The sequence below is a fragment of the Reichenbachiella carrageenanivorans genome (assembly GCF_025639805.1).
In the GTDB taxonomy this organism is placed as follows: domain Bacteria; phylum Bacteroidota; class Bacteroidia; order Cytophagales; family Cyclobacteriaceae; genus Reichenbachiella; species Reichenbachiella carrageenanivorans.
The window spans coordinates 996,054-1,022,926 of record NZ_CP106735.1 but is presented as its reverse complement, the minus strand read 5'-3'; the positions used below and the strand labels follow the sequence as shown (position 1 = coordinate 1,022,926).

General features: G+C 43.2%; 23 protein-coding genes. 7 read left to right on the top strand and 16 right to left on the bottom strand.

Features of this window, described 5'->3' with window-relative positions:
* Nucleotides 1–44: 44 nt before the first annotated feature.
* The 9 genes from N7E81_RS04020 to N7E81_RS03980 form a co-directional block, all read right to left on the bottom strand.
* Nucleotides 45–1,352, bottom strand: coding sequence for an ABC transporter permease (locus N7E81_RS04020; protein ID WP_263051996.1), 1,308 nt, complete (start codon nucleotides 1,350–1,352; stop codon nucleotides 45–47).
* Nucleotides 1,345–2,259 carry an ABC transporter ATP-binding protein gene (locus tag N7E81_RS04015; protein WP_263051995.1) on the bottom strand — a complete coding sequence of 305 codons (915 nt, stop codon included), beginning with the start codon at nucleotides 2,257–2,259 and terminating at the stop codon, nucleotides 1,345–1,347. The genes N7E81_RS04020 and N7E81_RS04015 overlap by 8 nt, the downstream gene beginning before the upstream one ends.
* Nucleotides 2,260–2,323: 64 nt before the next feature.
* Nucleotides 2,324–3,178 carry a hypothetical protein gene (locus N7E81_RS04010; protein ID WP_263051994.1) on the bottom strand — a complete coding sequence of 285 codons (855 nt, stop codon included), beginning with the start codon at nucleotides 3,176–3,178 and terminating at the stop codon, nucleotides 2,324–2,326.
* A gap of 235 nt (nucleotides 3,179–3,413) precedes the next feature.
* Nucleotides 3,414–4,550: a molecular chaperone DnaJ gene (gene dnaJ, locus N7E81_RS04005; RefSeq protein WP_263051993.1), complete on the bottom strand. Its 1,137-nt coding sequence runs from the start codon at nucleotides 4,548–4,550 to the stop codon at nucleotides 3,414–3,416.
* A gap of 2 nt (nucleotides 4,551–4,552) precedes the next feature.
* Nucleotides 4,553–5,131, bottom strand: a complete 579-nt coding sequence (locus tag N7E81_RS04000) for a nucleotide exchange factor GrpE (protein ID WP_263051992.1) — start codon at nucleotides 5,129–5,131, stop codon at nucleotides 4,553–4,555.
* Between the two features lie 105 nt (nucleotides 5,132–5,236).
* Nucleotides 5,237–6,229 carry a GTPase ObgE gene (obgE, locus tag N7E81_RS03995; protein WP_263051991.1) on the bottom strand — a complete coding sequence of 331 codons (993 nt, stop codon included), beginning with the start codon at nucleotides 6,227–6,229 and terminating at the stop codon, nucleotides 5,237–5,239.
* 296 nt (nucleotides 6,230–6,525) lie between these two features.
* The gene (locus N7E81_RS03990) at nucleotides 6,526–7,098 is read right to left on the bottom strand and encodes an adenylate kinase (protein ID WP_263051990.1); all 573 of its coding nucleotides are present in this window, start codon (nucleotides 7,096–7,098) and stop codon (nucleotides 6,526–6,528) included.
* Between the two features lie 111 nt (nucleotides 7,099–7,209).
* Complete coding sequence (gene hpt, locus N7E81_RS03985) at nucleotides 7,210–7,746, bottom strand: hypoxanthine phosphoribosyltransferase (protein WP_263051989.1); 537 nt, start codon at nucleotides 7,744–7,746, stop codon at nucleotides 7,210–7,212.
* Nucleotides 7,743–8,666: a M20/M25/M40 family metallo-hydrolase gene (locus N7E81_RS03980; protein ID WP_263051988.1), complete on the bottom strand. Its 924-nt coding sequence runs from the start codon at nucleotides 8,664–8,666 to the stop codon at nucleotides 7,743–7,745. The genes hpt and N7E81_RS03980 overlap by 4 nt, the downstream gene beginning before the upstream one ends.
* Nucleotides 8,667–8,769: 103 nt before the next feature.
* Here N7E81_RS03980 and N7E81_RS03975 point away from each other — a divergent pair, with 103 nt between their 5' ends.
* From N7E81_RS03975 to N7E81_RS03960, 4 genes are all read left to right on the top strand, one after another.
* Complete coding sequence (locus N7E81_RS03975; RefSeq protein WP_263051987.1) at nucleotides 8,770–9,231, top strand: hypothetical protein; 462 nt, start codon at nucleotides 8,770–8,772, stop codon at nucleotides 9,229–9,231.
* 127 nt (nucleotides 9,232–9,358) lie between these two features.
* Nucleotides 9,359–12,175 (top strand): DNA polymerase I, encoded by a 2,817-nt coding sequence (gene polA, locus N7E81_RS03970; protein ID WP_263051986.1) that lies wholly within the window; start codon nucleotides 9,359–9,361, stop codon nucleotides 12,173–12,175.
* A gap of 258 nt (nucleotides 12,176–12,433) precedes the next feature.
* Complete coding sequence (locus N7E81_RS03965) at nucleotides 12,434–14,056, top strand: T9SS type A sorting domain-containing protein (RefSeq protein ID WP_263051985.1); 1,623 nt, start codon at nucleotides 12,434–12,436, stop codon at nucleotides 14,054–14,056.
* Between the two features lie 90 nt (nucleotides 14,057–14,146).
* Nucleotides 14,147–14,350, top strand: coding sequence for a hypothetical protein (locus N7E81_RS03960; protein WP_263051984.1), 204 nt, complete (start codon nucleotides 14,147–14,149; stop codon nucleotides 14,348–14,350).
* A 5-nt stretch (nucleotides 14,351–14,355) separates the two neighbouring features.
* Here N7E81_RS03960 and N7E81_RS03955 read toward each other — a convergent pair whose 3' ends face one another.
* From N7E81_RS03955 to N7E81_RS03945, 3 genes are all read right to left on the bottom strand, one after another.
* Entirely contained in the window at nucleotides 14,356–14,775 is a 420-nt protein-coding gene (locus N7E81_RS03955) for a secondary thiamine-phosphate synthase enzyme YjbQ (protein WP_263051983.1), read from the bottom strand.
* On the bottom strand, nucleotides 14,776–16,938 hold the full coding sequence (locus N7E81_RS03950; RefSeq protein WP_263051982.1) for a S9 family peptidase: 2,163 nt from the start codon (nucleotides 16,936–16,938) through the stop codon (nucleotides 14,776–14,778).
* A 100-nt stretch (nucleotides 16,939–17,038) separates the two neighbouring features.
* The gene (locus N7E81_RS03945; RefSeq protein ID WP_263051981.1) at nucleotides 17,039–17,953 is read right to left on the bottom strand and encodes a LysR family transcriptional regulator; all 915 of its coding nucleotides are present in this window, start codon (nucleotides 17,951–17,953) and stop codon (nucleotides 17,039–17,041) included.
* 148 nt (nucleotides 17,954–18,101) lie between these two features.
* Between N7E81_RS03945 and N7E81_RS03940 the strand changes: the two genes are divergently transcribed.
* Nucleotides 18,102–18,278: a hypothetical protein gene (locus N7E81_RS03940; RefSeq protein ID WP_263051980.1), complete on the top strand. Its 177-nt coding sequence runs from the start codon at nucleotides 18,102–18,104 to the stop codon at nucleotides 18,276–18,278.
* An 88-nt stretch (nucleotides 18,279–18,366) separates the two neighbouring features.
* On the top strand, nucleotides 18,367–19,278 hold the full coding sequence (locus tag N7E81_RS03935; RefSeq protein ID WP_263051979.1) for a DMT family transporter: 912 nt from the start codon (nucleotides 18,367–18,369) through the stop codon (nucleotides 19,276–19,278).
* A gap of 49 nt (nucleotides 19,279–19,327) precedes the next feature.
* On the opposite strand, the gene N7E81_RS03930 is transcribed toward N7E81_RS03935, so the two are convergent.
* Both N7E81_RS03930 and N7E81_RS03925 read right to left on the bottom strand, forming a co-directional pair.
* Nucleotides 19,328–22,696, bottom strand: coding sequence for a methylmalonyl-CoA mutase family protein (locus N7E81_RS03930; RefSeq protein WP_263051978.1), 3,369 nt, complete (start codon nucleotides 22,694–22,696; stop codon nucleotides 19,328–19,330).
* A 178-nt stretch (nucleotides 22,697–22,874) separates the two neighbouring features.
* Nucleotides 22,875–24,107: an aspartyl protease family protein gene (locus N7E81_RS03925; protein WP_263051977.1), complete on the bottom strand. Its 1,233-nt coding sequence runs from the start codon at nucleotides 24,105–24,107 to the stop codon at nucleotides 22,875–22,877.
* Between the two features lie 215 nt (nucleotides 24,108–24,322).
* On the opposite strand from N7E81_RS03925, the gene hemB reads away from it, so the two are divergent.
* The gene (hemB, locus tag N7E81_RS03920; protein WP_263051976.1) at nucleotides 24,323–25,294 is read left to right on the top strand and encodes a porphobilinogen synthase; all 972 of its coding nucleotides are present in this window, start codon (nucleotides 24,323–24,325) and stop codon (nucleotides 25,292–25,294) included.
* A gap of 323 nt (nucleotides 25,295–25,617) precedes the next feature.
* On the opposite strand, the gene N7E81_RS03915 is transcribed toward hemB, so the two are convergent.
* Nucleotides 25,618–25,836, bottom strand: a complete 219-nt coding sequence (locus tag N7E81_RS03915) for a hypothetical protein (RefSeq protein WP_263051975.1) — start codon at nucleotides 25,834–25,836, stop codon at nucleotides 25,618–25,620.
* Nucleotides 25,837–25,926: 90 nt separating this feature from the next.
* Nucleotides 25,927–26,841 (bottom strand): bile acid:sodium symporter family protein, encoded by a 915-nt coding sequence (locus N7E81_RS03910; RefSeq protein WP_263051974.1) that lies wholly within the window; start codon nucleotides 26,839–26,841, stop codon nucleotides 25,927–25,929.
* Nucleotides 26,842–26,873: the final 32 nt, after the last annotated feature.

The following is a 26,873-nucleotide window of genomic DNA, read 5'->3' as shown; positions in this document are numbered from 1 at the left end:
ATCGGCAGGGGATTTTTTGTTGCTTTTGGAGGGAATTGATTAGACTAGATTTTCATTACAAACCACTTGACTAATGTTTTATAATTCACCTTGGTGCCGTGCATAAAAATCCCAATGCGGTAAATTCTCCCAGCCATCCAAGTGGTAGCACAAAAGCCCAATATCAATAAGCCAATAGACAACGCCAGTTCCCACATGGGTACATCAAAAGGCAATCGCATCATCATGATCACTGGCGAGGTAAATGGTATGATAGATAGCCAAAACGCCATGCTTCCATGTGGCTCTTGGATCACGATAGAAATCATCATCATAGAAAAGATCAGAGGCAATGTGATAGGGAGCATAAACTGCTGAGAGTCTGCTTCACTATCCACGGCAGAACCAATGGCAGCCAGCAAGGCTCCGTACAATAAATATCCGCCTAAAAAGTAAATCAAAAAGCTAGTTAGAATAAGGGGGATGTCTATTTTGTTCGTGATGCTCATGATATCGAAGGCTTTTTTCTGAGCCTCCATTTGTGCAGTATCTGCACCCGCTTCGTTCAGCGCTTGCTCTGCGGGAGTGGGCTGATCTAAGATCATGGAGGAAGTGACGGAGGTAAGCGCCGTAGTCATTACGGCCCATAGGACAAACTGCGTAAGTCCTACAGCAGCAATGCCCAAAATCTTGCCCATCATCAGCTGGAAGGGGCGCACGGATGCAATCATGACCTCGATGATCCTACTGGTTTTTTCTTGAGTGACCCCACGCATGATCTGCATACCGTAGATGAATATAAACATATAGAGCAAAAATGAAGACACATAACCTACTCCAAAAGCTACTCCAGAGTTACTTTCACTCTCGTCGCCAGTGTCTGAGAGGTTGATGGTTTGGATGTCTACTTTGGCTCTTAGGTTGTCGATCAAGGCCTGATCCAGACCTGAATGAGCTAGTTTTTCATCTTCTATAATTCCTTTAATTCTTTTTTCTATTCCTCCTTCCAAGGCGATGCCAGGGTTTTGAGTAGAGTAAAATTTGATGCCCTCTGGCTGATTCAAATTGATTTTAGGAATGTGCAACAAGCCAAAAATGGCATCGCTTTGTAGCAGCGATTGTTTGGTCTGCTCTACATCTGCAGCGATGAATTGATAGGTAATCGCTTCTGTACTTTCAATTTGATTTTTAAAATAACCTGATTCATCAATGACTTGTATCAATTTCTGATCGCCAGATCTAGTGGCCGACCAAAACACCAGAGCCATCATGCCTGCAAATAATATAGGCCCTAGAATGGTCATGATGATAAATGACTTCTTTTTTACTCTAGCGATGTATTCGCGCGCAATGATGAGTCCTATTTTATGCATGGCCAGAGGGTTTTACAGTGGAAATAAAAATATCGTTGATAGAGGGTATTTTTTCGTTGATGGAAATAATCTGAGTTTTAGATGTGATATAATTTACCAGATCATTGACCGAGAGAGTTTCTGATATTTTGATTTCTGATCGGACCACACCATCTTCTAATGGTGTAGTTTGGAGTACCTCAAACCCTTGATTCGCAAGAGGAATATCGCCCACATGCTCTGCTATGAAGGTGTGATTTCGGTATTGATTTTTAATGTCCTTTTTGGCGCCATGGATCAAAATCTTAGCATGATGAATTAACGTGATTTGATCACAAAGCTCCTCTACAGATTCCATCCTATGTGTAGAAAATATAATTGTGGCTCCTTTTTCTTTTAGTTCTAATATTTCGTCTTTGATGAGATTGGCATTTACTGGGTCGAATCCAGAAAAGGGTTCGTCCAAGATGATCAGTGAAGGGTTGTGCACAACGGTAGCAATGAATTGAATCTTTTGCTGCATACCTTTGGATAGGTCTTCTACGTTTTTGTTGTGCCATGCCATAATGTCGAGTTTTTCCATCCAATGGCGGATAGACGCAACAGCATCCGAACGGGTCATGCCTTTGAGTCGAGCTAGAAACACGAGCTGGTCAGATACCTTCATCTTTTTGTATAGCCCACGCTCTTCAGGCAGGTAGCCGATCTTACGTACGTCTTCGGCCAACATAGGTACGTCTCTAAAAAACACCTGCCCTTTGTCTGGCAGGATGATCTGTGTAATAATTCGAATCAGGGTAGTCTTGCCAGCCCCATTGGGGCCGAGGAGGCCGAATATACTGTTTTCGGGTATGCTAAATTCGATATTGTTTAGTGCTTGGTGGTCTCCGTAGGATTTAGATACACCATTAATTTTTACTAAGTTCAAGTTGATGGATTTTGATAGATGCTACATAGGTAGCTAAAGGTAGAAAAATATTACAGAAAGGGGATTACTTCGCATATTCGAATGTGATGTTTCCTAGGGCTACATCTACATTAAACTCCATCAGGTTGGGGGCATCAGCTGAGTAGCTACGATTTACATAGACATGATCCGATACTTGTTCAAAGCCTTGATCCAAAGCAATGTTGCATAGCGGAGAGCTCTTGAAGGAGACAATCGCAGGGAAGTTGTTTTCTGGGAGTATGATTTTAAGTTTGCCTGCGCCTACACTTACGTTAATTTTGCAATGTTCTTTTACACCCTTTCCAAAATCTAATACCGCCGTGCCAAATCCCACATCGGCAATTACTATTTTGGCGTTGGATTTATTTACATTTTTGGTAATAAGATTGCCCACATCTACATTTACATAGAAGGTGTCCATGGCGCATTTGTTTGTAGATCGGTCATCGTAGATCACTTTTACATTGGCACTACCCGATTCTATTTTGAATTTGGATACGGCCAGATCAGAAAGGTTGACAAAGGCATCGCCTACTCCATATTTCAGATCCAAGTCATAGATTTTTTGATTGGTTAGAAATACTTTCCAGTAATTTTTTTCCGAGTTTTCATTGCCAAACATACTGTATGATATGGCTTGACTCAGCCCTTTTTGATTGTAGTCTTCAAGATGGAGATCGACCTTGTTGGTTTTATTTTTTATATTGGTATGGAAGGTGGGATTGACTTCTGAGAGCGAAGGATTGCCGTAAATAGTGAGAGGGTTTTCGTTGTCGGCTAAGTGGACAAAACATGTACTAGAGGTCGCTTTCAAAGAAAAAGCGATCGTATCAAAAGAGGCTTCGTCTTTTACGGTGTAGAACTTTTTCAGCTGGCAATGCCCTTCTATTCCACACATCCATGATGCGATTACAACCAAATATACCCTTAGCATGTCCCTTCGTACGGAATTTTCATCATTCTGGTTGGATTCCTTCGATAATTGTCGGAATTCAAGCGTCGAAAATAGGTGTAATAGATTAAAATCAAAAATTAAACCCGAGATGTCTTGTGGAAGACATCTCAAAATGGAATAAAAAAGCCTCCTATGAAAATGAATTCATAGGAGGCTTTGAGCTTCTTCTATTGATCTGCTAAAAGAATTCCTTGATCTTTTCAAAAAAGCCTTTTTCTCCTTTGCCAGGGTTAGGCGTGAAGTTGTCAGAGTCTCTCATACTTTCGAGCTTTTCCTTTTCATCTTTCGACAACGTCTTTGGAGTCCAAATATTCACGTGGATGAGCTGGTCTCCTTTTCCATAGCCATTGATGTCCTTGATGCCTTTGCCTCGCAGTCTCAATATTTTACCGCTTTGGGTGCCCTGTTCGATTTTGATCTTCACTTTGCCGTCGATTGTAGGCACTTCTATAGACGTACCTAAAACGGCATCTACAAAGTTGAGGTACAGATCGAATACGATATTGTTGCCCTCTCTTTTGAGTTCATCACCTTCTTGTTCTTCTACTACGATCAGTAAATCACCTGGTACGCCACCTCCTGGGGCTTCGTTTCCTTTGCCAGACATAGAGAGCTGCATGCCGTCTACTACACCAGCAGGGATTTTCACAGGGATTACTTCTTCTTTGTAAGTCAATCCGGAACTATCCACGCCATTAGGCCTGTTGTCGATGCTTTGGCCTGCGCCGTTACATGTAGGACAAGTAGAGGCCGACACCATTTGGCCAAGCATGGTATTCACTACTTTTTTGACCTGACCGCTTCCTTGACAAGATTGACAGGTCTTGAAAGTAACTCCGTCGGCTACGACCAATCGATTTACTTTGATTTTCTTTTCTACACCGTGAGCTACATCCTCTAGTGTCAGTTTGAGTTTAATACGAAGGTTGGTGCCTTTGCGAACTCTGCCACGACCACCTCCTCCACCTCCGAAGAAGCTATCGAATGGGCTGCCGCCACCTCCACCACCACCAAAGATGTCTCCAAACTGAGAGAAGATATCGTCCATAGACATACCTCCACCACCAAATCCACCTCCACCAGAGGCTCCGCCCATACCGGCATGGCCAAACTGATCGTAGCGCTGCTTTTTCTGTGCATCGCTGAGCACTTCGTATGCTTCTGCAGCTTCTTTAAAGTTCTCTTCTGCTTGTTTGTCGTCTGGGTTTTTGTCGGGGTGATATTTGATTGCCAGCTTGCGATAAGCTTTTTTGATTTCATCTGCTGTAGCAGATTTGGACACTCCCAGTACTTCGTAATAATCTCTTTTTGCCATAATTATGCTCCGGTTACCACTTTCGCAAATCTGATCACTTTGTCATTGAGCTGGTAGCCCTTTTCTACTACATCCACAATCTTACCTTTTAGCGACTCTTCTGGCGCAGGGATTTGTGTGATAGCTTCGTGATACTCTACATCAAATTCGGAACCTTTGTCGGCTTCGATTTTTTTAATTCCTTTTTGCTCAAGGATACTTTTAAACTTGTTGTAAATCAAGTCGACACCTTCTTTTACAGATTTGATATCTGCTTCTTCAGTTATCGATTGTTCAGCTCTTTCGAAATCGTCTAATACAGGTAATAGTGCTTGTAGTAGGCTTTCATTGGCCGAACTAATCAATTCTAATTTCTCTTTTGAAGTTCTTCTTCTAAAGTTTTCAAATTCAGAATATAATCTCAGGTATTTGTCTTTCGATTCGCTCACCTCGGCCTGAAGTTTTTCTTCGGCACTTAATTCCTCCTTTGGTTCTTCCTTAGTCTCTTCATTTTCGACAGTGTTCTCCTCGTTATTTATTTGTGGTTCTTCCACTACTGTCTCTTCCGACTTCTTGTCAGCTTTTTTATTGTTTTTTGCCATTTGTCTTCACAATTAAATGCCCCATTGGTTTGACAATTACTTTGCCAATGGACAATCTGTGACAGATTGTCCTAATTTTTTTATTTATAAATAAATGCTGTCAGGTTAAGCATTGATACTTTGCCAGATCATATCTTTTAGTGGGTCGAGGTTTTTTTGAGCCACACTAGAGATAAATATGGAGGGGAGCTCTGTGGGAACTTCTTTTTTCATTTCTTCCATGAGCTCATCGTCGAGCATATCCGATTTGGTGATGGCTAGCATCCTTTGTTTGTCTAGTAGTTCGGGGTTGTACTTGGTGAGTTCTTTGAGTAGAATTTCGTATTCTTTTCTTATGTCGTCTGCATCGGCAGGGACCATGAAAAGCAGGATGGAATTTCTTTCTATGTGTCGCAAAAACCGGATGCCTAATCCTTTGCCTTCTGCTGCCCCTTCGATGATTCCAGGTATATCTGCCATCACGAATGATTTGTGATCGCGATAGGCAACCACGCCTAAATTAGGAACCAACGTTGTAAATGGATAATTGGCAATTTCTGGTTTGGCTTCGGACAAGACAGACAGTAGTGTAGATTTTCCTGCGTTTGGGAAACCCACAAGTCCTACATCTGCAAGTACTTTTAGTTCAAGCACGATCCATTCTTCTATGCCATCTTCTCCAGGTTGGGCATAGTGTGGGGTTTGGTTGGTAGCTGTTTTAAAATTGTCGTTGCCTAGACCTCCTCGACCACCTGGGGTAAGGATGATTTCTTGTCCATCTTCTAGAATTTCTACTCTGGTTTCTCCTGTTTCGGCATCTTTGGCTATCGTGCCTAGTGGCACTTCTAGTATGATATCTTTGCCTTCTGAGCCGCTTCGATTGCCGCCTTCTCCAGGTTTCCCATCCTCAGCGATGGCGTGCTTTTTATAGCGCAAGTGGAGGAGTGTCCATAGCTGGCGATTGCCTCTTAGGATAATGTGTCCACCACGCCCACCATTGCCGCCGTCGGGTCCTCCTTTGGGGACGTGTTTTTCTCTCCGAAAGTGAACGGAGCCTGGTCCGCCATTTCCCGAACGAGAACAAAACCTTACATGATCAATGAAGTTAGTAGATGCCACTTTATATTTTATTTAGATGTCATACGTAGGAGAGGTCTAATCGTAGTCGAATGAATTTCTCCGTTTCGGCGAATCGCTGCCGTCGAAGTGGCAAAAGTACATTGTTCTTGTAACGTAAACCTCTACTGATCGCAGAAATGCTAAGGAGCCAGTATAGCTCGCAGTTCGGTCTGTTGTTGGGAGATGAGCGGATTAAATACGTTATTGTGATTTATAGCCCCAAATAAAAAATGGCAAGACCCAAAAGCAACTGCTTAGGGTTTTGCCATTTATATATAAGTTTGTTGATTTTCAGCTTACAGCCCGTCCATCACTCGGCGAATGGCCAAGTAGATTTCTTCGATAGCGCCTACTCCTTGTATTTTGTTGTATTTGCCCTGCTTTTCGTAAAACTCAGCTACTGGTAACGTTTCGTTTTTATATACCTGAATTCTGTTGTTGATTTTGCTTTCGTCCTGATCATCAGTTCGACCAGAAGTTTTACCTCTTTCGAGCAATCGTGTTTTTAGTTCTTCGTCTGGTACTTCCAAAGCGATCATTCCGCTGATAGAAGTGTCAAATTCGTTGAGCATATCCTCTAAGGCTACTGCTTGTGCAACCGTACGAGGGAATCCATCGAAGATAAACCCTTGTGGATCTATTGTGGTAGCGATTTTGTCTTTGACCATATCGATCACCACTTTGTCTGGCACCAAATTGCCTTCGTCCATGTATTTCTGAGCCAGTTTTCCAAGTTCAGTTCCTTCGCCCAAATGCTTGCGAAACAGGTCTCCTGTAGAGAGATGTACCAGTTTGTATTGCTCTATTATTTTTTCACTCTGCGTGCCTTTTCCTGCACCGGGAGGGCCGAATAATACGATGTTTAGCATGTTTTATATATTAGTGAGTATGATTACTATTCGTATAAAAGGGGCAAATATAATAAATTAATTAAGCTGCCTGTTGTTCCTTTTTTGCAGTTCTTGTTGATAAATAGTGAATCAATCAGGTTTTTTCAATTGATAGAGTTCCGTCAGCGATCGACCTTTGCCCAAGTAGTCCATCCCATAGCCTACTACGAATAGATTGGGAATCTCCTTGCCTATATAGCGAAGGGGGATCGTTTGCTGATAGGCTTCTGGTTTGAAAAACAGTGTGGCTGTTTCAATCGAAGCCGCTTTTTTGTCTTGCAGAATAGCCATGATGTGCGCCAGTGTGGTGCCGCTATCGACGATATCTTCCACTATTAGTAGATGCTTGTCCGCTAGATTTTCATTGATGCCGATGAGGTCATGTACTTGCCCAGAGGAGGAGGTGCCTTCATAAGAGGCAAATTTGAGGAAGCTGATTTCGGGATCTATGGTTAGGTATTTGACCAAGTCGGCTACAAATAGGAACGAACCATTCAAAATTCCCAAGATCACCAATGCTTTGTTTTTGTAATCTTGGTCTATTTTCTGCGCCAGTTCTTTTATGCAAGTTTGGATTTCTTCGTTAGACAAAAATTTCTCAAAGCGTTGGTCTCTTATTTGTATCATAGGTTTTTCATCAAGTATTGGTATAGGCTTACCATGGCATCGATGTCAGCCTTGTGTACGATTTCGTCTGGCGAGTGCACATTATCCTCGGGAGCACCTACAAAGCACCAGTCGATCGGATAGGGAGAAAGCTGAATCTCTCGACCATCGCTACCACCACTTCGCTCTACTTCGATTTGATAGTTTATACCAGAGGCATCTGCTAAAGCTACTATTTTATCTACATATTCTCGTCGAGGGATGCTCATGTCTCTGAGCGAAATCGCTACGCCATTGCCATGAGTGACCCCTTCTGTGATCCAGGTAATATCGGAAACTAGTGCTTGTTTGATTTGATGATTTTCATACATCCATTTGCACAGAAATGGTACGGTGCCACCGCCATGCTCTTCCCAGCAAGAGAATATGATAAGGCCATTTTCTAGTGTTTCGGCTACTTTCAGAGCGTTGTACACACCCAGTCGATTGTCCATATAGCAGGATTGTACATAGTCTTTGGTTTCCCTAAAATCAGATTTGAATACCAAATCTGTACCCGACTCTATGCCACGACCAAAATCATAAAATAGATGCCCGTCTTCATCTTTTAGTTTGCACTCAATGGGCCCCATACTATCTTGACCTACGAGTATATAGCCTGTTTCTGTTTCGGGGCCACCAATAGGTACGAGCTGATTTTCGTAGCGCACGGTGAATCCAATAGAATCTAAGTGTGCAAAGATGGCTGTTTTCGGCTGGCCAAATTTCAATATTAGACAATCTTGAAATTCATCGCCATAGATCAGCTCTGGTTGTACTTTCCATGTGGCCTTGTGCTCATTTACATAGTCTATGAGATAGGTGGTTAGACTCGACTCATTGCCCGAAGGGGCAAATATGCCACATAGCGTTTTTAGTAATGCTACATCAGTAGATTGCATAGATTCACTTTGTTTAAAAAAATTAAGAACCACAAAACTCATAGATTTTAGTCTATTTATAAGCAAGCCAAGTAATTTTACCGCTCATTTCTAAAAAATCATAGTGGAGGAGTTCCTTAAGTACCTTTTAATATATAGTTCAAGTGGTGTCAAGTTTGTGTTTGGACCAGTGTTTGGCGCTTCGTTTGGCTATAGTGTTTTCTTTACGGGTACACTTACCATTTTAGGGATGATGACCACTGTGTATTTGTTTACTTATTTTGGTACGCATATTAGACATTTTAGTCAGCGTGTATTTCGATCAAGAGACAAAAAGGTCTTCACAAAAAAGAACCGGAAGTATGTGGAGATGTGGCTTAAATACGGTGTAGCAGGTCTGTCGTTTCTTACGCCAGTGCTCTTGTCTCCACTAGGTGGTGCGATCCTGGTCAATGCTTTTGGCGGAAGGAAAAAAGACATTTTTAAGTATATGTGGATCAGTAGCATATTTTGGGGTTATCCCATGACGTGGGCGGTAAAATTCGCTGGGCATCTTCTTCCTTTTCTAAACCTGAGTGGACAGTAGCCTGTTGTTTGGTTTATCTTTTCTATTTAAAAAAAGCTAATTCTTTGCTAGTTGGCCTACCACTATTTTGGAATGTAAAGTGGTATCATTTAAACAATCTTTTAATCATTTTCTTACCTTTACTCGCATGAGTAAACCTGAGAAGAAATTATTCCTGCTAGATGCCTTTGCCCTGATCTATCGCGCCCATTTTGCGTTTAGCAAAAACCCAAGAATCAACTCGAAAGGCATGAATACTAGTGCCGTTTTTGGGTTTGTCAATTCTTTATTAGAAATACTCAAAAAAGAAAAGCCAACACATATCGGTGTGGCGTTCGATACCAGTGCGCCTACTTTTAGACATGTTCAATTTCCAGAGTATAAAGCACACAGGGAAGAAACCCCAGAAGACATTCGTACAGCCACTCCGATCATCAAAGACATTTTGAAAGCCTTTAATATCCCTATCCTACAGATGGATGGATTTGAGGCGGATGACGTGATCGGTACCTTGGCAAAAGCAGCAGCACGCAAAGGCTTTGAGGTATTTATGATGACGCCAGACAAGGACTATGCTCAGCTGGTGGAGGAACATATATACCTCTACAAACCCGCTTATATGGGTAATGGTGTAGATGTGTTGGGTGTCTCCGAAGTATTGGCCAAGTTCGAAATCGAAAATGTAGATCAAGTCCGTGATATCTTGGGGCTAGAAGGCGATGCGGCCGATAACATCCCGGGCATACCTGGGGTGGGTAAGAAGACGGCCATCAAGTTTTTGCAAGCCTATGGCACGATAGAAGGTCTGCTTGAAAACACCGCCGACCTGAAAGGCAAGATGAAAGAAAAGGTGGAGGAATTTGGTCAACAGGGCATCTTGTCTAAAGAGCTAGCGACCATCAAATTGGATGTGCCCATTGCATTTGAAGAAGAAGATTTGGTGCATTGCGAACCCAATGAGGCCAAGGTCAGAGAACTATTCGACGAGTTGGAGTTTAGAACCATGCTCAAGCGAATCTTCGACACCGTAGAAGCACCAGCACCTACGGCCACTACCAAGACAGTAGCAAAGAAGCCCGCAGCGGCACCATCTCAGCTCGGTCTTTTTGGCGACCCTCAAGCGGACAGTGAGGCCGCCATCATAGTAGTAGAAAAGAAAAATGCCAAAAGCCACAAGCATGAGTACCATTGTGTAGACACGCCTGAGCTTAGAAAATCACTGGTAAAATACCTTTCTCTCCAAGAGGAATACTGTTTTGATACCGAAACCACGAGCATCAACCCTGAAGAAGCAGAACTAGTCGGAATCGCTTTTGCTTACGTAGCGGGCGAGGCATATTATGTGCCATTCCCAGCGGATCAGAAGGAGGCGCAAGCCATCGCCGAGGAATTTCGATCTGTATTAGAAAACGACAGCATCAGAAAAGTAGGCCAGAACCTGAAGTACGATATTCAGGTCATGAAAAACTACGGGATAGAAGTGAAAGGCAAAATGTTTGACACCATGCTTGCGCATTATTTGATAGACCCAGAGTCGAGGCACAAAATGGATGTACTCGCCGAAAACTATCTGAATTATACGGCTATACCCATAGAAGACCTGATAGGCAAGGGTAAGGCACAAAAGAATATGCGTGATATCGCTGTGACTCAGGTGGTCGCCTATGCTGCTGAGGATGCCGATATCACACTCCAGCTCAAACATAAACTGGCAGCAGAAATTGAAGAAAAAGGACTTGGAAAATTGCTTCATGAAGTAGAGGAACCGCTCAGTATTGTGCTAGCTGATGTAGAGTACGCAGGTGTGAAAATCGATACGGACGTACTCGGCGTGATGTCCAAAGAGCTCAACGACCTGAGTGCAATTGCACAAGAAAAAATATTTGAATTGGCTGGTCAAGAGTTCAACATCAATTCGCCAAAGCAAATGGGCGAAGTGCTGTTTGATAAAATGCAGCTGATAGAAAAGCCTAAGAAGACTAAAACAGGACAATATGCTACGGGTGAAGAAATCCTATCGAAGTTGGCACCTGAACATGAGATCGCCGAGCGCATCTTAGAATTTAGAGAATATCAAAAACTGAAGTCGACCTATGTGGACGCTTTACCCTTGCTGATTAGCCAAAAAGATGGGCTGATTCATACCGACTATCGTCAAGCAGTAGCAGCCACAGGTCGGTTAAGCTCCAACAATCCCAACCTGCAAAACATTCCGATCCGAACGGCTAAGGGGCGAGAGATTCGAAAGGCATTTGTGCCGAGAGGCAATGACTACACGATTTTTGCGGCGGATTATTCGCAAATCGAGTTGCGGATCATTGCGGCTTTCGCCAAAGACGAAAGTATGATACAGGCCTTCAAGGACGGGCAAGACATTCACGCTACCACAGCGTCTAAGGTGTTTGATGTGCCGATGGCAGAGATGACGACAGATATTCGCCGCAAGGCCAAGGAGGTCAACTTTGGGTTGATCTATGGTATTTCGGCTTTCGGGTTGTCGCAAAATATTGGGATTTCTCGGACTGAGGCTGCGGAGATTATCGATTCGTATTTCACGCAGTTCCCGAATATCAAGCGATACATGGATGACCAGGTCAATTTTGCCAAAGAACACGAGTATGTGGAGACGCTCTTGGGGCGTCGCCGCTACCTACGAGACATCAATTCTCGCAATGCGACCGTCCGTGGATTTGCAGAGCGAAATGCCGTGAATGCTCCCATACAGGGTAGTGCGGCGGACATCATCAAAGTAGCGATGATCAACATCCACGATTGGATGAAAAAGGAAAAACTAAAGTCCAAAATGATCATGCAGGTTCATGATGAATTGGTTTTCGATGCGCACAAGGATGAACTGGATTTGCTTAAAATCAAAGTGGAAGAATTGATGAAAAACGCACTGCCTATTGATGTGCCTATGGAAGTAGGTATGGGGACTGGCACCAACTGGCTAGAGGCGCATTGACCTGTATGACAGGGGGCTTTTCAAGTTTTTATATTGACTGATGCTAAGTACAATTGCCCTTAAATGGACTTATAATCGGTATATATTGGATAATTCCAAGATGTGTAATTGAAGGCCAATTTATTTGTAGAACAAATCGCATAATTGGTCGAAAACTGATTTTTTTCTCGATGTTTTCAATCTCCTTTGCACTTTCTCCTCGTATATCATGCATCCATGCTAAAAGCGGGGAGGGAAGCAGTATAAAAGGGAAGAATAATGAGAAAAATTATGTTATCCGCGTTAGCGGTGTTGGTTGGAATAAGCGCGTCTGCGCAGTGCCCATCTAGTAATACGATTACAGCACATGAAACAGTCGGAGGGTGTACTCATCCAGCTAGCTTAACGGTTAGAAATGCATCTACGCTAACGGTATCAGACGATCTCACCATTTCTGGCAATTTGACTTTAGGTCAAAATAGTGGCTCACATTCTGCGATCATTACCATCAATTCTGGCAAAACACTTACGATTACAGGCAATCTAATTGCAGGATATCATGCAGGTACCATTTTGATAAATGGAGGGGGAACGTTGAATGTAAGTGGTAACTTCTCTAGTGACGTGAGAACATCTACCTCTTTTACTTTTTCTAATGTTACAGTATCGGTCAATAATGTGTCTACTACGAGGTCGGTCAATGGGGAGCATTCAAGTCTTAATTTATTAAATAATACGAACCTGACGATAACACAAGGAGGCTATCTTAACAATAATCAGTCTACCCTTACGATACGCAATTCGACGCTCACGTTGACAAGCGGAGATTTTCTTAATGATTACCAATCCACTTCTATAGTGAGAGAGGGAGGCTACATCAATGTGTTAGATGGCGATTTCTTAACGGAAAATGAATCCAGCCTTACGATTGGCATTGGTTCAGAAGCGGGAGAAGTATATGTAAATGGTAATTTCAATAATGATTTTCGTGCAGGAGTAACTGTGAATGAAAACGGAGAACTGAATGTAACGGGGGATTTCAATAATGGAGTGAATCCGAGTGGATCTACTGCCAACGAAGGAAATTTGATTATTAATGGAGGGTCTTTAGATGTTGGTAATGATTTAAATAATAGGTACGGAAGTGATATTCAGCTTTCTGATAACGGAACTATATCTGTAGTAAACAATGTAGTAAATGAGCAAAATTCAGTAATAGATATTAATGAGGGCACATTTTCTTATGGAGAGACCTTGTATGATAATGAATATTCAGGAGGGGTCAATTCTCCGTCAGGAGATTTGGCTTGTGACGATGGCTGCTGTGGCAGTGGATGTGCTTCTCTTCCAGTTACTCTCCTTTCTTTCGATGCTCAAGTGTCGCTAGACCACGTACAGGTATCATGGAAAACAGCTACAGAGCTGAACAATGATCATTTCAATGTGTACAGATCTGTAGATGGTGTAGATTTTGAACTCATTGCCTGGGAGCAAGGAAACGGTACTACGTCTGAGCAAAAGACGTATGAGATAAAAGATTATCCTTCGCAGAAAGGAGTTTACTACTACCAGCTTGAGCAGGTAGATTATGATGGACAAAATGAAATTTTCCCTATGAAGCAGGTTGATTTTAATGTGGGTCAGTCCTCTGCTCTAACGCTCTATCCGATGCCGTTAGTAGCTGGAGATGCTTTCTATTTGGCACTGCCTCAGACTACCGAAGGTGAGGTAGTAGCTAAAATCTACGACATGACGGGTAGCCTCAATCAAGAACTACCATACGTGACCGAATCAGGAAGAATCAGGTTTGAGACGGCTGCTCTAGGGTTGTCTTCTGGCGTATATGTAGTGCAGATTGCCTTGGGCAATGCACAGTATGCACAACGAATCAGTGTGCAGTAATGGTTTAACTAGAAAGTGTGCACGTTCACCGAGAAAGTAATGAGCTTCTTTATTTTTCAAGCAATTTTGATCATCTCAAAACAAAATGCTATGAAAGAATTTTTGAAAAATGCCTTGTTGGTGATCACTGTGGCAGTTTGTGCCTTTGTCGTTACTTATAGTCTTGGTGCAGAAGAAAGTCAACCATCACAGTCGTCCCAAACATTAATTATTTCTGGGAAGTCGTATCAGTTCAAAGCTCATTCGAACCGAAGAATCGATGTAGAGCAAAACACAAAAAGATCTGCACAATAGGCTGACTACTCTCCTAAAATGGTAAGGACTACTTTTCTTGCGCCGCCATAGTTGCGGTGTTCGCAGAGGTAAATCCCTTGCCAAGTACCTAGATTAAGTCGACCATTGGTAATAGGAATTGATACAGAACTACCCAATAATGAGGTTTTGATATGCGCAGGCATATCGTCGGAGCCTTCATAGGTATGCTGGTAGTAGCTGGCATTTTCTGGTACAAATTCATTGAAATGACTTTCAAAATCTTGTCTTACTGTAGGGTCAGCATTTTCGTTGATTGTCAGGCTGGCGGAGGTATGTTTGATGAATATGTGTAAAACACCTATGCTGATTTTCCTGATTTCAGGTATGGCATCGAGGATTTCATCCGTCACCAGATGAAACCCTCTCGATCTTGCGATCAACGCTATTTCTTTTTGAAAGCTCAATTATAAATTTTCTAACAAGAAATCCGTCATCATGGTAAAAAGGTGGACTCTTGTTTTGGTTCCAGACAGACTATGTGCCTTGTCTGGGTAGTAGAAGGAGTCGAATTGTTTGCCTTGATTGATCAATTCATTTTGTAAAGTGACCGCACTTTGAAAGTGGACATTGTCGTCGCCCGTACCGTGTATCAGCAAAAAATCTGACCTGAGTTTACCTGCATTTTTTATGATGGAGTATTCATCGTATCCTGTTGGGTTTTCTTGTGGGCTTCGCAAGTATCTTTCGGAATAAATGGTGTCGTAGTATTTCCACAAAAATGGCGCAACGGCGATGCCTGCCTTGAAAACCTCTGGCCCACTCATGAGCGATAGCGAAGAAACATATCCACCATAGCTCCACCCCCAGATACCTATTCTGTCTTTGTCTACGAAAGGCAGTGTACCTAAGTATTTAGCGGCAGCGACTTGATCTTCTGCTTCCAACTTACCCATTTTCATATAGGTCATTTTTTTGAAGGCCTCACTTCTACCTCCTGTACCCCTACAGTCTATCGCTACTACGATATATCCTTTTTGGGCGAGGAGTTGGTGCCACATATAGTGTCGCCCTTGCCATTCATTTTTCACATCTTGAGAACCTGGCCCACTGTATTGATAGATCAGTACTGGATATTTCTTGGTGCTGTCCATTTGGGCAGGCTGTATCATGTAGGCATTGAGTAGCTTTTTGTCCGCTGCATCTAGTTGAAATAGTATTTTCTCGGTGAGGCCATAGGCTACGACTTTTTCTTTTAAGGCGGCATTGTCTTTTAGTACTTTCACCAGTTTGTTGCCTTTGGTCATCATCAGCGAGACCTCCAGAGGGCTAGCAGCCGAGTGATTGAAACTGATATAATATTTGAAATCTTTGCTCATATCGGCCTTGTTGATGCCTGATTTAGTACTGAGTCGTACTTTGCCTTTCCCTTTGAAATCTACCTGATATACATGTCGCTCGAGAGCGGAACCTTCAGTAGAGGTGTAGTAGAGCACAGGTGTTTTAGTACTTTGATCTATGCCGATCAGCTTTTCGGCATTGTAAGCACCAGAAGTGGCTTTGTATTCTAGTTGTCCATCCATGCGGTGGATATAATAGTGCTTGTATCCGTCGCGCTCCGAAGCCATTAGAAAGTGTGTGCCATTGTCTAAATATATCCACTCACCAGTATAGGTGGTATGGATGTAGGTTTTGGACTTGTCCGTCAGGATGTTGGTGGCTGATTTAAACTTGGTACTGTAGTGAAAAATGTCTTGTTGATTTTGTAGCCTATTGAGGCGTTTGACGGCTAGTATCTCTGGGTTTTTGGTCCATTGTATATTGGGGATGTAGATATCAGTTTCTTTGCCTAGATCCACGGTTTGTGTACTGTTGTCTTTCAGGTTGTACACCTTGATGGTCACGGTTGAGTTTTTTTCTCCTGCTTTTGGGTACTTGTATTTATAGTCTCTGGGGTAGAGTGCGCCATTGTCCCAATATTGCAGATTATATTCTTTGACTTCACTTTCGTTGAATTGGTAAAAGGCAAGTTTTTCGGAATTAGGCGACCAGAAAAAAGCCTTTGTTAGGTATAATTCTTCTTCGTATACCCAGTCGCTAGAGCCATTGATGATACTGCCTTTTTTGCCATCTTTGGTCACCTGATGCTCACTCATATTCACGAGTTTGACATAAAACAAATTGTTGTCGCGCACGAAAGCTACGTTTTGGTTGTCTGGAGATACGGTGGCGTAGGATTGCCTGCCATTTGGCGAAAGCTTTTTTAGTTCTTTGCCCTTGAAAGTGTAGACATAATACTCTGCTGTAAACGACCTGCGATAGATCGACTGCTTGTCGGTAAGCAACAGCATTCTAGATTCATCTGTGGTGAATGAGTAATCATCAATTTTGAGATTGAGCGCTTCGCCGTCGATAATCACAGAATCTGACGATCCAGTGGTCACATCATATCTCAGAATTTTATTGTTTTCCAGTGCAGTGTAGTATTGTCCATCATTCATCCAATTGAGGCTAGATATAGTCTCTTGTCTGAACACATTGTTTTCATAAATGTCTTTTACAGTTAGCTCTTTTTGGGCGAGTGCCGAAAAGGAAACGAGGAGAAATAGGGCACTTACGTTTAATTTCATGCTTATCGGGGTTGTTTGATTTTCACAAATATAAAATATTGCCCGTAAGGGAGAAGGCGAAACGTGAAGAGTGGTGAATTAGTGGTTCGAAGAGGATGGCTTAGCAGTCTCCCTCTTCGCAGGCGCACACGCCGCCAATATTGCACCGGAGGTGTTCAATAAAATTGTTGATGTATACTGGTGCGTCGGGCTGATTTAGGTGGGCTGCATACCAAGTCCGATACAGTCCTTTTTTAGTCACGGGTACAAGTTCTAAATTGTTTTCTGACAGATAGGGCTTTACCATCCAGCTAGCCATTACTTGTACGCCTAGTCCTGCCTTGATCATTTGTAGTACGGCATCGGTGACTTGTATAGGCATTACTTTTTTGGGCTTGACTCCTTCTGGCATCAATACTTGATTGAACAGGGTCACGGATTCGAGCGGATAGGAATGGATGAAAACATTTTGATCACGAAAATCTTCGGCTGTTACATACGGTTGCTTTGTCCAGGGGTGACCCACAGGCACAATGGCCATCATTTCGTCTCTAAACAGTTCTGTGTAGGTCAGCGATGGATGGTTGTCGTGGTCGCTTGTTACGGCTAGATCTAGTTCACCATCGAGGATGAGTTTTGCGGGATTTTCGGTAATGCCTGGAAAGATTTCAATATCCACTTTTGGGAATTCTTTGTTGAAATCGATCATCAAAGTAGGTAGCCAGTGGTAGCAGGTGTAGCACTGCGTGGCGAGTCGAACCAATCCGCGTTCACCGTTCACATATTTTTTTACGGCATCTTCTGCTTTGTCTATTTCTCGTAAAATTTTATTGGCAGAATCGAGCATAATTTGACCAGCACCAGTCAGGATCAGTTTTTTGTTTACTCTATGAAAAAGCTGAGCACCCAAGTGCGTCTCTATTTCTTTAAGCTGATGGCTGAGCGCAGACTGAGAGAGGTAGAGGTTTTCCATGGCTTTGGTTAGGCTGCCTTTGTCGGCGACTTCCCTTACCAGTTTGAGATGACGTAGTTCCATTGATTTGTTTTGAAGTATTAATGATATTCATGGAATTGATAAAATCAATTCATCCAATTCATGGAACGAAAATATGGATCGGGCGTTTCAATCCTCATCATTTATTTTTTACGACGATTTTATTATTAAAACACAAAACATAACCGACATGGAAACACCATCATTACATTTAAAAATAGCTAGACTGAATGGACATGGAAGCATTCAGATAGAACGGCCAGAAAAATTGCAAAGAAGAAAAAGAGCGAGTAGCGAATTTGATCTGGTAGCATACTTGAAGGAAGTGAAAAGCCCGCATATAGGGTTGATGTCTTTCATCAAATAAGGAACAGAAAGCTCAAGTGCTTATCGGCTGCGATGCGTTAGAAGTTGTAGTTGATAGCTATTAACTTTACGACCAAATTCAACACCCCATGAAACTTAAAAATCTACTCTTACTGCTGGTATTGGCTACCTTATGGGGGCCGTCGTTCTTGTTTATCAAGATCGCCATAGTAGAGATTTCGCCCATTACCTTGGCTGCCCTGCGTATAGGGTTGGCAGCCATACTGCTTCATATTTGGCTCTTTATCAAGGGATATGAATTCAATCGGTCATGGACTTTTTGGAAGCATGTGACTGTTGCTGGTTTTTTTGCACAGGCGTTGCCATTTGCACTTATCAACTGGGGCGAGCAGTATATCGACAGCTCGATTGCGTCTATTTTGAATGGACTGACACCGCTGGCTACAGTGGTGATTGCCAACTTCGCCATAGCCGATGAGCGCATGACGGTGGAGCGCATTGTAGGAACTACGTTGGGTTTTATTGGTTTGCTGGTTTTGGTTTCTCCTAATCTGGTCTCAGGAGCAGATGCTTCTGTGTTAGGTATCGTAGCGGTAGCTATAGCGGCGGTCTCTTATGGTGTAGGATTGGTCTATTCTAGGCTCTACCTCATCAAAGAAAAGCCTTTGTACGCGCCGTCCTCACAGCTATTGGTAGCAGCGGCATACCTTATTCCATTTGCTTTGCTAGTAGAAGGGCCAGTCGCTTGGGCTACGCTATCTTGGGGAGCTATAGGTTCGTTGCTGGTCTTGGGCACCTTCGGTACTGCTTTGGCTTTTGTTATCTACTACAAGATTTTGACGAGCGCAAGCGCTTCATACTTGTCGCTAGTCACCTATCTCATGCCTATATACGGTGTGGCTTTGGGCATTATTTTTCTGGATGAAATATTGGCTGTCGAAGCCATCATTGGCGCAGTATTGATCTTGCTCGGGATCATGATCGCCAACCAAACGATCAAAATTCCAACGGGCAGAAAGGGATCGCCGAAAGTAGTTTGATTGGATTCCGATGGAGGTAGAAATGAGTCGCTACTTCCATCGGAGTCTTTTACATATTCCGTCTATACTGCCCGCCCACTTCGAAGAGTGCGTGTGTGATTTGGCCCAGTGAGCAGTGCTTCACAGTTTCCATCAGCGTATCGAATATGTTTTCATTGTGGATGGCAGTTTCCTGCAATTTTTTCAAAGCCGCATTCGATTCGTTGCCGCTAAACTCCTTCAAGTGATGGAGCATTTCGATTTGATATTCTTTCTCTTCTGTAGTGGCACGAATGACTTCTCTAGGCACTACGGTAGGGGAGCCTTTTGACGATAAGAACGTGTTGACGCCAATGATCGGGAATTCGCCCGTATGTTTGAGGGTTTCATAGTATAGGCTCTCTTCCTGGATTTTGCTGCGCTGATACATGGTTTCCATAGCACCCAGCACACCACCTCTTTCAGTGATTCTGTCGAACTCTTCGAGTACGGCTTCTTCTACCAGATCGGTCAGTTCTTCAATGATAAACGACCCTTGAATAGGATTTTCATTTTTAGCCAATCCTAGTTCTCTATTGATAATGAGCTGGATGGCCATGGCACGCCTTACGGATTCTTCTGTAGGTGTAGTAATGGCCTCGTCGTAGGCATTGGTGTGTAGCGAGTTGCAGTTGTCGTAGATCGCATAGAGTGCCTGCAAGGTGGTACGGATATCGTTGAAGTCGATCTCCTGGGCATGTAGTGATCGGCCGCTGGTCTGGATGTGGTATTTCAGCATCTGCGAGCGGCTGTCGGCACCGTATTTCAGTTTCATGGCTTTCGCCCAAATTCTTCTGGCTACTCGGCCGATCACGGCATATTCTGGGTCGATACCATTCGAAAAGAAGAAGGAGAGGTTAGGAGCAAACTTGTTGATGTCCATGCCTCTCGATACATAGTATTCCACGAAAGTGAAACCATTCGACAGCGTGAGAGCCAGTTGAGTAATTGGATTGGCGCCAGCCTCTGCAATGTGATACCCTGAAATAGACACCGAATAAAAATTCCTTACATTCTGATCGATGAAGTACTGCTGCACATCTCCCATCACTCGCAGCGAAAACTCGGTTGAGAAAATGCAGGTATTCTGTGCTTGATCTTCTTTGAGAATATCAGCTTGGACGGTACCTCGTACTTTGGCAAGTGTTTCGGTTTTGATGTGCTGATATACCTCGGTGTCCAACACCTGATCGCCCGTTACGCCCAATAGCATGAGACCCAAGCCGTTGTTGCCCTCGGGCAAGTCACCTTGGTAGTGGGGGCGTTTGTTTTCTCTGCCTTTGTAGATCGCAGCTATTTTCTTTTCAACGTCTTGCTCTAGCCCATTTTCTTTGATGTATAGCTCGCATTGCTGGTCTATGGCGGCGTTCATAAAGAAGGCACATATAGTAGCCGCTGGGCCGTTGATCGTCATCGATACGGATGTGGTAGGAGCGGATAGGTTAAACCCAGAGTAAAGTTTTTTAGCATCGTCTAGGCAGCAGATGTTCACGCCAGAGTTGCCGATTTTGCCATAGATGTCTGGGCGATGATCTGGGTCTTCGCCATAGAGTGTCACCGAATCGAACGCGGTAGACAGTCTAGCGGCAGGCAGCCCTTTCGACACGTAGTGAAATCTTCTGTTGGTGCGCTCTGGCCCGCCTTCGCCAGCAAACATACGGGTAGGGTCTTCGCCCTGTCTTTTGAATGGAAATACACCTGCCGTGTAGGGAAACTCACCCGGCACGTTTTCTTGAAGACTCCACTTCAATATGTCTCCCCAAGCCTCATATTTGGGTAAGGATACTTTAGGGATTTTGGTGTGCGATAGCGATTCGGATTTGGTTTGTACTTTGATGTCTTTTCCTCTGACTTGGTACACAAATTCGTCGGAGTTGTAGTTGTCTACCTTGGTTTGCCACTCGCTGAGTACTTGCTGATTTCTAGGGTCGAAATCTAGTGCTGTTTCCTTGTAGAGTTCCTTTAGTTTGGTGTTTAGCTCTTCGTCTTGCGACAATTTCATGGTACGGTCTATGCCAAACAAGTCTTGAGCGATTTGGCGTTGCTTTTCTACCCACTGATCGTACTCCCGAATGCTGTCCGATATTTCCGAAAGGTATCTCGTCCGCTTAGGCGGAATGATGAAAATCTTCTCCGACATTTCTTCGGAGGCCTGAAAGGTGGATTTTAATTCTGCTCCCGTTTTGTCCGTGATAGCATCCATGATTACTCGATAGAGCTTGTTCATACCCGGGTCGTTGAACTGCGAGGCGATGGTGCCAAAGACAGGCAGGTTGTCTACGGGGGTGTCGAAGAGCTGATGGTTTCTTTGGTATTGTTTTTTGACATCGCGCAAGGCATCTAGTGCTCCTCGCTTGTCGAATTTGTTGAGTGCTATGATGTCGGCAAAATCGAGCATATCAATTTTTTCTAATTGTGTGGCTGCACCATATTCGGGAGTCATCACGTAGAGCGATAGGTCAGAGTGTTCGATGATTTCGGTGTCCGACTGGCCGATGCCGCTGGTTTCTAATATCACCAAGTCATAGCCCGCACTTTTCACCACGTTTACGGCTTCTTGTACATATTTGGACAAGGCCAGATTGGACTGGCGAGTGGCTAGCGACCGCATGTACACGCGCGAATTGTTGATGGCGTTCATGCGAATTCGGTCGCCTAATAACGCACCTCCTGTTTTGCGTTTAGAAGGGTCTACAGAGATAATAGCAATGCTTTTGTCTTCAAAGTCCACCAGAAACCTTCTGACTAGTTCATCTACTAAAGAGGACTTGCCTGCACCGCCAGTACCCGTGATTCCTAGTACAGGTGTGTCAGATGTTTTAGACTTTTCGTCAATGGCTTGGAGGGTGTCTTTGGATTGTTCTGGGAAATTTTCTGCAGCCGATATTATTCTCGCGATAGATTTGGCGTCTTTTTTATTTATTTGTTGGTGTTCTCCATTCAGGTTTTCTCCAATGGCAAAGTCGCTGGCGGCCACCATGTCGTTGATCATGCCCTGCAGGCCCATGGCACGCCCATCGTCCGGTGAATAAATTCTTGAAATGCCGTAGGCATGTAGCTCTTCTATTTCGGTAGGGAGTATGGTGCCTCCGCCTCCGCCAAATATCTTGATGTGTTCACTACCGTTTTCTTTGAGTAGATCGTGCATGTATTTGAAATATTCCACATGTCCGCCTTGGTATGAGGTGATTGCGATGGCCTGTGCGTCTTCTTGGATGGCACAATTTACTATTTCGTTTACAGATCGATTGTGCCCTAGATGTATGACCTCCACACCAGTAGATTGGATGATTCTTCGCATGATATTGATGGCGGCATCGTGTCCATCAAATAAAGAAGCAGCCGTGACGATACGGATGTGATTTTTGGGTTGATACGGGTTGATTTTATTTTGGGTCATACCTTTCAAATTTTAAGTCGACAAAACTAAGAAATAAAATATTTTTCGCTGATTTAATCCTGAAAAGGAAAAAGGAACAATCCCTGCATAAGATGCTCAAATGAGCGTATTCAAATCTCATTTGTGTTTTGATGTAGAATGAAGAACGGAGAATTTTCGCTAAAAGAATGCGTAAACTTTAGATGTAGCGTTCTAGTTTGAAAGTGGTTTTTTGGGTGGACCCATTTCGAGTATACTTCACGACTATTTTTTTGCCTGGGCGATTTCTGAGTAGAGAGCAAAAGTCAGAGAATTCTAGGCTTTCTAACGAGTAACCATTGATGGATTCGATTAGGTCACCTTCTCGAAGGCCTGCATGATAGGCAGGAGAGTCGGCGCGTACGTTGTAGATTTTGAGTTGCTTAAGTTGTTTGCCATCGGCAGCGATGTGCATGCCACTCATATCATGCTCAAATTCCTTGTTAAACATACTTCCTTTTTTGAGGTAGAGATATCCACCAAAATAATCGAAGACTACATTGAATCTAGAGAGTAGTTCGCCTCCTATGGTGCCATTTCTACTGCCTCTTTTGATGGCTTCTCCATAGTCCCCTACAATTGGGAAAGAGGCGATAGGTTCTTCAAATTCGAATTTCCCCAACCTGATAGAAGCCATTCTGCCTAGGTAGCCGTTGATATTGCCGCCAAGCCCACGACCGATTACTGTGGTGATGTTTTGTTCTGGGATCAAAGAATTGTCCTCTGGATTGTCCAGCAACACGGCATGACTAGCGCCTGAGTCTACCATTAGGTGCATGCGTTGTCCTTCTTTTTCGTTTTTCATGATGGTGATTTCTACATAGGGTTTGGTGTTCACCACTTTCATTGGAATCTTTTTATAAGCATTTCTTGCTCTGAATTTTTTTGGCTCGTAGAGTGTGATGTGATTTTCGTCGTAGTTGATCTCTACCACAAATCTGCTGAATAGGTCATAGCCGATCACACCAAAGACGTCGACACCTAGGTTGTTTCGTAGTTTGAGATAGTCCTCTTCTAGTACCACCAGTGCTTGACTAATGCCAGATTCTACGCCTCCAGGCAAACTGAGGGAAACATTATGAGCTACTTTGGCTTTGATGGAATCTGCTTCGCCAGGCCCTTGGATGGTAATGTTTCTGCTATAGTCTAGGTTTAAATATTCACCAAACATTTTCTCAGTGAGAATAGGGTATTGTACGCCCGTGTCAAAGATAAATTTGAGTGTTAGAGAATGATTGATCGTGACGGGTATCACGATAAGGTTGTTGTAGCGTTCGAAGGGAATGGTGACTTTGTGGGTGCCTGATGGAAAATCAAATCCGATCTGTTGAGACATACCTTGACCAACTATAAAAAGTGAAGCCACCAACAGGTATATTCTCAATTGTTTCATATCTCACGCCTTTGTGTCTTGAATATTTAACAATCTGGGATAGATGAATCCCTTATGAAGTTTAATAATTTACAACAAAAAAGAGGGAATAACTAGATGAATAACAGATAATTAGCATTATTGTCTGCTTTTAGTCATAGACCATCGGCTGGCTTCAGTATGTAATCGCTCGTCTATTCAGCACATCTTTTTACATTTGCAAAAAAAGAAGAATCATGCTGAGACGCCCGAGAAGAAACCGAAAATCTACTGCCATTCGTGATATGGTGGAGGAAACCAGATTATCTACTAAAGATTTTATGTATCCTTTATTTTTGTTGGAAGGCAAGTCTAAATCTATAGCCGTGGAGTCTATGCCAGGGATTCATAGGCTGTCGGTGGATCTGATGCTTAAGGAAATAGATACTTGCATGAATTTGGGGATCAATGCGTTCGATATTTTTCCTGTGGTAGACGAAAAGCACAAGGACAAACTTGCAACCAAAAGTCACAATCCAAACTTTTTCTATTTGCAGGCCTTGGAGGAAATCAAAGACAAATTTCCAGAGGCGTGTATCATGACGGATGTGGCGATGGATCCTTACAGTACAGATGGGCACGATGGCATCGTGGATGAGTATGGCAATATACTAAATGACGAGTCGCTGGAGGTACTAGGAGCTATGGCATTGGCACAAGCCGAAACAGGGGCAGACATCATAGGCCCTTCAGATATGATGGACGGACGTGTGGAGTACATTCGTGAGATCTTGGATGACAATGGGTTTGAAGACACATCGATCATGTCATATACGGCTAAGTATGCAAGTGCTTTTTATGGCCCATTCAGAGATGCCCTCGACTCTGCACCTAAATCGGGCGACAAAAAGACCTACCAGATGAATCCAGCTAACTTGCGTGAAGCGATTATAGAAGCAGAACTCGACGAGGAAGAAGGGGCAGATTTTTTGATGGTAAAGCCAGCATTGGCTTATTTAGATGTGATCAAATTACTGAGGGATAATTTTGATTTGCCGATAGCGGCGTACAATGTGTCTGGGGAATATGCCATGCTCAAAGCAGCAGCACAGAAAGGCTGGCTAGACAATGACACAGCCATGATGGAGATGTTGCTCAGTATGAAGCGTGCAGGGGCTAAGGTGATATTGACCTATTTTGCGAAAGAGGCAGCACTCCTGATGAAATAAAAAACGCCTCCCCAAGATGAGGAGGCGTTACAAAATTCCAATTCATACTAACCTGTTCCGAATCTTTCCTATAGCTAATTTATTCGGACCTTGAGGTAATGTCTTTGGCGGTTAAAAGAAAACCCAAGTCCGATAAGCGAACTTGGATTCTCATAAACTGCGCTTTCTTGATACAAGTATAGCCAGCTCATTTAGGACTAAATATTTAATTCGATAGACGGAGGGTCTCACTCGATTATTGCCAGTAGAAATACGGTGATTCGATCAGAAGGAGTAGGGCTTCGATCAGTGGGGGTATATTGGGGATAAACCAGAAAAGAGGCCTAAATGAACTCTAAAACGCCTGATTTACTTGCGGAATTGAGGAATCTGAGTTTAGAGATAAGCTTGATTCTGAAATCGGCACTGATATTAGGGAATCGATCGAGAATCACAAAATTGTGCGATTGATTGCTATTGCGTATAGTATCGATGTAGCACTTTTTGTCGCCAAACTGATACTCTTTTTCTGCAGGGTTGTACCAAATAAACTCAGTCTTCATCTCGATAGTCGTCGAATTATCAAATGGGTTGTCTCAAAAGTACAATAAATAGAGCAATTAATAAAAGTAGTTTTTACGGGAAAAAAATACTTACGGAGTGGCTGCTATAGCGGGTCGAGAAGACCACTGCCACGAGATCAATGCACCAGAGATCAAATGCCATACGCCCCACCAAGCAGCAATGATGGCCATGCCTCCCATGCCGTTGAAATATTCGAAGATTATGACCAGCGCTAAACCAGAATTTTGAATGCCCGTTTCGATGGTGATGCTGCGAGTTTCGGGTATGCCTATTTTGAATAGCTTAGAGAATGAATAGCCTGTGGTCAGCGCTAGAGCATTGTGGATCATGACGAGAAATATAAAATTGAAGATGTAATTTACGAAGTGATCGAAATTGGAGGCAAGTGCTCCTACTACAAATCCTGCAAAAATCAATATGGAGAGTCGCTTGATAGGTTTAGCTATCTTGAGTGTAGTTTTTGGATGTTTTTTATTGACCAGCATACCTAGCACAAGCGGGATCACTAGGATAAAAACAACGGTGATAATTACATCTAGAATGTCGAGTTTGACGGAGTGTAAGATGGCTGCTGTAGGGGCGTATTGGTTGGCCCAAAAGGTAAAATTAAGCGGAGTAGACAAAAAGGCTAAGGACGAGGTAATCGCCGTTAGGCTGACGGATAGTGCTACATTGCCATTGGACAGGCTGGCGTAAAAGTTGGATACGTTGCCTCCTGGACAGGCGGCTACTAGCATCATGCCGAGTGCCATGCTAGGAGAGGGTTTTAGCAAAAGTACGAGTAAGAAGGTGATCAGCGGTAATAAAAGAAGTTGTGATGCTAAGCCGATAAAAATAACCTTGGGTGTTTTAAGTAGATATTTGAAATGATGAACCTTGAGGTCTAGGGCTACTCCAAACATGATGAGCGCAATGCAAGCATTGAGTAGTAGCAGCGACTCCTTGTTAAAGGTAAGGACTACGTGATCCAGATTTTCGTACATAGGGATGAATATAAGCTTGCAATATATCAGAA